This window comes from Pedobacter rhizosphaerae, from assembly GCF_900111155.1.
In the GTDB taxonomy this organism is placed as follows: Bacteria; Bacteroidota; Bacteroidia; order Sphingobacteriales; family Sphingobacteriaceae; genus Pedobacter; species Pedobacter rhizosphaerae.
Map to the genome: position 1 here is coordinate 35,651 of NZ_FOGG01000040.1, position 8,261 is coordinate 43,911.

The 8,261-nt window shown below is 40.9% G+C and carries 5 protein-coding genes and 1 pseudogene; 1 reads left to right on the top strand and 5 read right to left on the bottom strand.

Annotation, left to right across the window (positions count from 1 at the left end; genetic code table 11):
- Nucleotides 1–14: 14 nt before the first annotated feature.
- The 5 genes from BMX11_RS21105 to BMX11_RS21125 form a co-directional block, all read right to left on the bottom strand.
- The gene (locus BMX11_RS21105; RefSeq protein ID WP_139180244.1) at nt 15–2,225 is read right to left on the bottom strand and encodes an Ig-like domain-containing protein; all 2,211 of its coding nucleotides are present in this window, start codon (nt 2,223–2,225) and stop codon (nt 15–17) included.
- Nucleotides 2,226–2,426: 201 nt separating this feature from the next.
- On the bottom strand, nt 2,427–3,401 hold the full coding sequence (locus tag BMX11_RS21110; protein WP_090888535.1) for a PorP/SprF family type IX secretion system membrane protein: 975 nt from the start codon (nt 3,399–3,401) through the stop codon (nt 2,427–2,429).
- Nucleotides 3,402–3,421: 20 nt separating this feature from the next.
- The gene (locus tag BMX11_RS21115; RefSeq protein WP_090888538.1) at nt 3,422–4,366 is read right to left on the bottom strand and encodes a T9SS type B sorting domain-containing protein; all 945 of its coding nucleotides are present in this window, start codon (nt 4,364–4,366) and stop codon (nt 3,422–3,424) included.
- A gap of 23 nt (nt 4,367–4,389) precedes the next feature.
- Nucleotides 4,390–5,079, bottom strand: coding sequence for a hypothetical protein (locus tag BMX11_RS21120; RefSeq protein ID WP_139180245.1), 690 nt, complete (start codon nt 5,077–5,079; stop codon nt 4,390–4,392).
- Nucleotides 5,080–5,101: 22 nt separating this feature from the next.
- Nucleotides 5,102–7,705, bottom strand: coding sequence for a DUF11 domain-containing protein (locus tag BMX11_RS21125; RefSeq protein WP_090888544.1), 2,604 nt, complete (start codon nt 7,703–7,705; stop codon nt 5,102–5,104).
- A 359-nt stretch (nt 7,706–8,064) separates the two neighbouring features.
- Between BMX11_RS21125 and BMX11_RS21130 the strand changes: the two are divergent.
- Nucleotides 8,065–8,261 (top strand): annotated as a pseudogene (locus BMX11_RS21130) (IS5/IS1182 family transposase); the annotation flags it as partial.

An 8,261-nucleotide genomic window follows, 5' to 3' on the forward strand; every position in this document is an offset into this window, starting at 1 on the left:
GATTGTTATATAATTTATTGAATAGATACGATTGGTTTGGGTGGCACAAGTTTTACCTTAACACTAAAACTGAAGGTCTTTGAGCAGTATGCATTTTTAAGGGTCAATATTCCGTTATGCACCTCCGGACTAGCATCAACAGGAATAACCAATGGAATCTCGTCCAGAGGCAATGGCGAATCAGACACATTTACAAAACCTGCAGTTTGCCAGGTAATGCTGTACGTTATGGGATTAAAAACGGGATTAGTATAAGGCAACACGGTTGCTGTTACTCCTTCGCAAACAGCGGGCACAGGGAGTAAAGTCAGCTCCGGTAGACCATTTACTTTAAAGTTAAAATCAACCTGCTTACCACAGCTTACTGCATCATCGGGAACCGTATAGCTGATTACTACATTTCCATCTGCAATTCCTGTTACCTTTCCTGTGAGGGAGATTGTTGCTATTGCGGGATCAGCGCTGCTCCAGACCCCGCCTGCAGTAGTATTAACCAGCATTGTTGAGGCTCCGACACAAATCTCGTTTGCACCAGAAATCGCATTGACCACTGCAACCGGCTTAACCTGTACATTTACAGCTTTCGGACCTCCTGCACTCTTGCAACCTGTAGCCGTATTTACTGCTTCTACATAGTAGCTTGTTGAAGCAGTTAAAACAGGGGTAGTGAAAGAATTTCCAGATGCTAAGTGTGTTGAAGGAGAAATTGAGCTATACCAGTTATAAGTATAAGCACCATCTGGATTATTAACAGATAAAGTTACCGCACTCCCGCTACAAATGGTTTCGTTTGTTACATCTACCGTGGGCAGTGGATTAATCTTCAGCCGTACCTTCAAAGCTTCCGAGGTCGCATTCACACAGTATGTTCTGCTCGACTGCACATAATAAGTATAATCTCCAGCGGGTAAATTTGCGGGTGGTGTATAAGTTAACCCAGTATGAAGAGGGCTACCTCCTGTAGGTGTATCGGTCCAATTGTATGTGGTACAATCCTGCGGGTTATTGACAGTAAAGCTGGTTGTTTCGCCCTGACATATCGTTCGCTGATCTTCTGCGGCAGGATCTGTTAACGTTCTTGGTTTCGCCAGTTTGCGTCTTATTTCGTAAATTTTTAAAGAGCCCAATACTCCAGCCAGTCCACCTGTAGTAATTTCTAAACGGTCGTACGGAGTGGTGATGGGAAAAGTGAGCTGATATTTATCTGCACTACCGGGAAAAAGCCGGAGGTTTAAAAATGTTCCTGCGTTATTAAATGCTGGGCCGGCAGGACTTCCATTTAAATAAGGCTGAATGGTAAAGCCCGTTAATAAATTAAGATCCAGCAAGCCACCTCCAGGTTTTTGAAGAATAATACTAACAGAATCTGCCGGCTGAGCAGGTTTATTGAAGATGGCAGTGAGGTAAATTTTATTTAAGACAGAGGCCCCCACATTCATCAGCGCAAAGCTATCGTCGTTACCGTCAATGGCATTAAATGGGTTTTCAACAGTTCCGGTTGCATTTAATACGCCTCCAATTACTGTAGGCTGAACCCCAGAAAGCACATCAATTACTTCGTCGCAGTTATAGGTGGCAGTAGTTTCTTCTAAAATATAAGCATGAAATAACTTGGCAGATAAAGCAACCGACAATAAACTACCAGAAACTTTAACATAAATGCCATGATAGGCTTGAGTTGGAGTGATCGTAATTTCAGTTTCTCCAGCACCGCTAATAACCCCGGCAATATTAGTTGAATTATAGATGGCAACCTTGCTAGCAGCATTATATCCTGCAGCATGACCAGCACCGATGAGCCATGGCCAATTATCCGTAACTGGAGATAAGTTGGTGAAGGTACCGATCTCAACGCCACTTAATATACTCAACACTTCGGTAGGAAGGGAAATTTTGATTGTAACAGGTTTACCAGCGGGAATTAGTCTGGGCGTACTATTTGTACCATCTGTTGTAAACTCAAGAAACTGGGTAGCAGAGGCTAAGCCTACTAAACCAATGCCAACGTTTAGTGTTGAAGCATCTTTAACTTGTCCATTAACGGCATTCGACGCATCACTAATGGTACCTACCAGTGTGGGAGCCCCCAACAGGCCCAAACCTTCCAGGTAAGCACCTTGAAAGTTGGCGTAAGTTCTTGTTGTATTTTCGCACTGAGCAAAAATGAATGCCGGCAGAAAACATAAAACTATTACCAAGAAGAATAGACCGGAGCGTCGTTTCAAAGTATTTTAGCTGTTGGATCGGAAGTGTATAATAATTGGTTTGTTTGCTCTTCGCACAAACATACTGGCTCAATTAAGCGCTTATTCGTTCACTTTATTCAATGAACGAACCCATAACATTTTTTTTGAAAGGCAGTATTGACAATTATCAAAAAAACAGCAAAAACTTGTTCATTTACATAAAAAGGAAGATTTTCATTACTAGAAATAGCATTTCGGCCTACGGCTTTTTTGGGTGACCAGGTAATAACCAATAGAGATTTCATGAGACCCGTAGTCGTAATTTCCGAGCTTATTCAGACTATAATCGTAAGCATAACCAACTCTCAAGTTTGGTCTTACAAAGAATTCGGAGATCAGGCCAACTGCACTTTTAGCCGGAAGATTAGCCATTAAATTTGATTTGGGATAGAGCTTTAAGGAAGTTCTGTACATTCCACCTATCCAGAAGCGCTCTTTAATCAATACCGCAGCATTAAGATCAATAGAAGTTGGTCCCCGAAGGTCTTCTTTGATTAAAAAGGTTGGCTTGAAAACAATATCATCATTCACTGAAAGTGCAAAGCCTGCAGTAAGATAAAAATGTGGCTGTGTCTTAACATAGAGCATTTTATAATCTTCAGCAGAAGAAAGTATACTATTGAAAAGATTATGAACAGAGAAACCAATAAAAAACTTTTCAGTGGAATAATGTAATCCGGCTCGAATATCTGGTTTAATTTCACTCACATTTCCTGTAGGAATTCTATTGTCTCCTTGTTCTATTGGATCCAACTGGCTACCGTTTAATCCTAATTGCATTACCCCCAGGCCAAGGCCAAAAGCAACAACTTTAGTTTCCGTTCGATCGAGTTTAATGCGATAAGCCAAATTAGCAGTTGCACTAAGGGCACTTTGTGCACCAATTTTATCTTTAGTGATAATTGTACCTATCCCTATACTTTCGTCGTTAATAGCGGCATCAGCAGAAATAGAAAGCGTTTGCGGAGCACCTTTAACTCCTGTCCATTGCGAACGTGCAAAGGCTTGCAGATACAGTTCCTCTTTGTACCCTGCATAAGCCGGATTAATATACAATCCATTAAATACATACTGTCCAAATTGGGCATCCTGCTGAGCATATCCAATAAATGGAAGCCATATCAAAACGAGAAGTAGCTTGCCTAGCCTATTCATATTTGTTCCTTCATCCTCCCCTATCTGATTACCGTTACATACCCCTTATAACTCATCCAATCGGATTTCCCATTTTTAACCTTAACCACATAAAAGTAGGTACCATCACTTAATCCCAGGGCATTCCAATCATTGGCATAACCTTGAGCCTGATAAACTGTACTTCCCCACCTGTTCATTACGGTTACCTCGTTTAATTCAAAAGCCTCTAAGTGTTCCAGATAGAAATTATCATTTTTTCCATCGCCGTTTGGCGTAAAAACATTAGGGATTTTCAAACCAAAAATCTCTTTATGATCGATAGAGGTATTATTAGTAAGATTCGGATCGGCCTCATTGGCACTTACACTTGCGGCATTGCTAACGAGACCATGTTGTTTTGACCTTACGCTAATAATTAATTCTGCAAAGGCACCGTTGGGCAACTGAAGAATATCCCATTTAACCGTTCGCTCAATAGGATCATAATAAGCATTACCCTCAGTAGGATTAGAGAGCTTTTCGAAAATCAGGTTTTCTGGCAGGTTATCTTTAATGGTTAAACCAGAAGCATCGTCTTTACCATTGTTTCTTACCAATAAATGATAATCAAAAACCTGATTGCTGATTACCTCCCGCTTTTCAGAAGTTTTAGTAATGGATATATCTGCCGAGGGCAGAGGAAGAATCGCTACAACAATCTCCTCCGAGAGATCTGAAGTACAACCTTGAGCATTTATAGAAGCAACCTTGTAAATCCCGGCAGTTGCTGTTATGATACTGTTTCCCTTCTGACCATTAATTAAAACACCATCCTTAAACCAAATGTATGAGCTCGCACCAGCAGAATTGGCATGTAGAACTGCTGACGATCCTTCTCTGATCGTAACAGTCTGCCTCCCCACCGGAGCGTTCTGGCTATAACCTGTTTGCCTGCCCAGCAACAGCAATACCAGAAACCAGAATATGAGTATCCTTATTCTCATTATTGGCTTAAAGCATCAAAACTCTAAAAGGTTACTGCTCCAGCTGTTCCCTGAATAGTATTACTATTAATATTGGGCTTGCCTGGTTTAGGGCTTACCGTAATATCATGATCTATAGTTTGGGCACAATATTTATTCCCCCCAATAATATAACCTACTTTTAATCGATAGGTCGTGGTTCCGACTGTTGGATTTACTGGCGTAAAGTCCTTTGAGTTTTCTCCCGCTAAAATTGTTTCCACTCCACCTGAAACCGAGTACCATTGATAGGCTATCTGTGTAATGAGCGGATCCTCCGGATTAACTACACTTCCCAATTGAGCAAGGGGGCTTTCCACACAAAAGTTTGCAGGAACAAAACTGGGTACAAGTGGTTTCAGTACATAAACAGGAATTTCCTGCATGTCTGATTCACATGCACCCGCAGCGGTGGACTTGGCGCTAAGGTAGTAATAACCCGTTTTCAAATCGGCTGCAGGAATCTTATCTCCTGATACCAAAGAAATCACTGTTGCCGGAGTGGTCGTTTGAGATGTGCTATACTTAACAATCCAGTTCTCATTGGCAGCGGGAGGAGGAAAGGTTAAATCAGCGCCCTCGCAAAACAAGTTGACATCCGCTGTTGTAGGCGTAACTTGGCCGAGCACCCTAAATGATATACAAAATAAAATTACAGGAATGATTAAGGTTAATTTTAAAAACACTTTATTCATAATATACTTTTTTAAATTCATTTTAATACTTTGAGGTTAATGGCACCGGAACATTCGGAACCGCCGGTTTTGGATTTATTTTAATCTTAAAATTGATTTGTTTAGTGCAGTTATTAGCATTTTTTAGTATTAACACGCCAGTATGCGTACCCACTATGGCATCGGAAGGAATGTTAACAGAGATATTTCCAACGGGAAAGGGCTGATCATTGACAGGAACAAATCCTGGCGTATCCCAGGTTATGCTGTAGGAAACAGGAGAATTTAGCACGTTCGCATAATTTAACTCTGTAATCAGGGTACCTTGACAGATCTCAGGATCACCATTTAACATTAAATCTGGCAAAGGATTCACTGTAATATTTGCCTGAAGATTCAAGGCTGTGCCTGTAGTGCCCAATACGGTATATACAGTTGAAGGCTGAGCCGTAGTTGGTGTCCCGCTAATGGTTAATTCCTTAGTCAAAGTGCTGTATCCAAAACTTAGTCCCTGAGGCAATCCATTCACTGTAACCCCCGTGGTTTCGGGCAAAATATGGTAAACAACAGGAATTATAGGATTGTCTACACAAGTTATTATATCTCCCGGCAGTGTAGATGTTGAAACAGCGCTTTCATCGTTACTGGCTACTAAATCTAGTTGTGGGCCGGAAATAATCGCATGATTGGTATTCACTCCGGCTTGAACAACTTTGGCTGTAATGTCGAGTTTAGCAATCCCGTTAACTCCCAATCCACCAATAGTCCAGATACCAGTTACTGCATCATAGGCGGTTCCCGCAGTAGCTACGCTAGAAACATAGGTATACCCTGTCGGAAGTGGATCTGACACAGATACGTCTACAGCTGCACCATTGCCCAGATTCTTTGCCAGAAGACTAAAAACCACATTGCTATTTAAGGTTGGGTAAAGTACGTCGACACTTTTGGTTATAGAGCGATCGACATTACATACAGAAATTTTAACCGGCAATGAAGGCGCACTTAAACCACAATCTAACTGATAGGTAACACTATAATTACCAGATTCGGTGGCTATATAAACATCATTAGTTGCACCACTTATTGGCATATCATTAAAATACCATTGATATGGATTGGCATTGGGAACTGCAAGAAGTTTCATCGAGGCACAATTTTCCTCTATCGCGGTAACCTGCTCTGCCTTTTCAGGAAATCGCGAAACAAAATTCGACATGGAAGAAATATTATTCTGTTGTACAAAAGACACAGTGATTCGACCGTCACTAGATAAAGCAATATTGGTTGGCGATCCAATTTGAGCATCGGTGAAACTGATCAGCGTTAACCCTGAACTCCCCAAAGACTTACGAACTCCTATTGCTGCAATGGTTTCTATATCCTTATTAGTATACGACGGAACCCCTCCTGTAGTAGTTAAAAATATTTTATCTGGATTTCTAGTTACGATGTACCGATAGTAAGGAAGATTGGTTGATCCCGAATAAGCAGTAAATTTCTTCGTTTCTACATTTTGAGAACCCGAGCAACTGGAAATGGGCACCAAGGTGGCGATGTCTACTTCGCAACCTCCCCCGCGAGAAATACCTGCGGTGCCTGAAAAAACTTCGATATCCTTATCTGATGCAATAAAGGATGATGAATACCTACCTGTATTAGAACTGGTGTTGTAAGGCCCAGAGAGGTAACCATGGTTAAACGTTACTTTATCTCCTGCTGAGACTAAGGTATAGTTATTTGATGATCTCTCTACTCCATCAACATCATAGTTTTTTACTACTACCGTGGTATTGGCTTCTGTTGCAATTACTGTTGATTGTTCTGCAACCAGATTACCTTCTCCCCTAACAATTACATAATCTTTACCCAAGGAAGCAATAGGCGGAATAGGATTATAAGCACTATCTCCACAACCTCCCGGAGCATCATACATTGCTCCTGTATTCATTACACTTGGCGCTGATGATTCTACCAAAGTACCAATAGCGGTTTTAAATAAGTAGCTCTGGCCAGCATTTAAGGTGGCAACAACTACTCCTCCTACCTTAACAACCGTATTCGCCTCAATAGCCATGATACTGTAAATGGGTTGAGGAGAAAAAATAGATAAATTGTCTGAACGGTAGTAACCCACCCTAAAGGAGGTACCCTGGGCAGCATCCCCAAAACTGAACAATGAAGCATTACCTTTGATATCAGCATCCGTTCCACCGGTGCCCAGATTATCTGACGCAATGTTGCGAAGGTTCACCGCAATTGATCCTGTTCCTTCCACAATAATTCCTCCCCCATTAATTACAGTATTGAGGCTAAATGCCGGGGCATTTTTGGGCAGTCCAAAAAAACGATGGGTAAAAGGACTATTTTGGGAGACAGTGAAATTAACAACCAGTGTACCATCACTTTTTTTAATAGTTCCGGTAACGGGTACCGTACTATTGGTGGTTACTACAATTTCATTTGCATTGCTCCAATACTGCCAGGGGGCCGGGGCTATATAGTGTTTAGAATATCTTGGAGGTTGAAAATAACTGGATGTCGTGTTTTTAGAAAAAAAGGATTCAGCGTAGACATACCCTGTTGAAACCCATAAAAACGGAAGCAATATTATAAACCGAAGTTGGAAAAACGTGCCTTTCATCATTCATTTTAAGGGCTCCTTAAAACGCAATAAACACCAAAGCAGATTTATTCTGGCAGCAGGAAGCCGGCCAGCTAAATCTGAACAATTAAAGATAACTGATCTGTTAAAGACCAATTAGTCAAGAAAATTAGGTATTGCGGTTTAAGGGAATCTTAATCCGAAATTAGTAAAAAAGAGCTGAAAAAAACCAGGTTAAAAGATTAACTAACACACTAAAACACAGGCATAAAATATTTAAAAAAGAGGCTGTCTCAAAAAGGCAGTCTCTTTTTTTGTGGAAAAAAAATTAATTTTCCATCTTTTTAAATTTGGCTTATTTGACTGTATTTCAGATATTTAAGTATAAATAATTGAAATTTATGCCAGTCCAGAAACCAGTTTTCAAGCCCTATTATCAGAACCAGATCATGGCTATTCCGCCCACTCTGGATGAACTTGTGGCAAAAGGCCATCCTGTTCGCATTGTGAACGATGTCATTAACCGAATCAATATCCAGGGGCTGTTGGATGCTTATAAGATTAAGGGCACTTCAAGCTACCATCCACAAATGCTGTT

Bases quoted from the DNA above. Each gene is read 5' to 3' on its own strand.
- BMX11_RS21110 (WP_090888535.1), bottom strand. From the start codon at position 3,401: ATGAATAGGCTAGGCAAGCTACTTCTCGTTTTGATATGGCTTCCATTT.
- BMX11_RS21115 (WP_090888538.1), bottom strand. From the start codon at position 4,366: ATGAGAATAAGGATACTCATATTCTGGTTTCTGGTATTGCTGTTGCTG.
- BMX11_RS21120 (WP_139180245.1), bottom strand. From the start codon at position 5,079: ATGAATAAAGTGTTTTTAAAATTAACCTTAATCATTCCTGTAATTTTA.
- BMX11_RS21125 (WP_090888544.1), bottom strand. From the start codon at position 7,705: ATGATGAAAGGCACGTTTTTCCAACTTCGGTTTATAATATTGCTTCCG.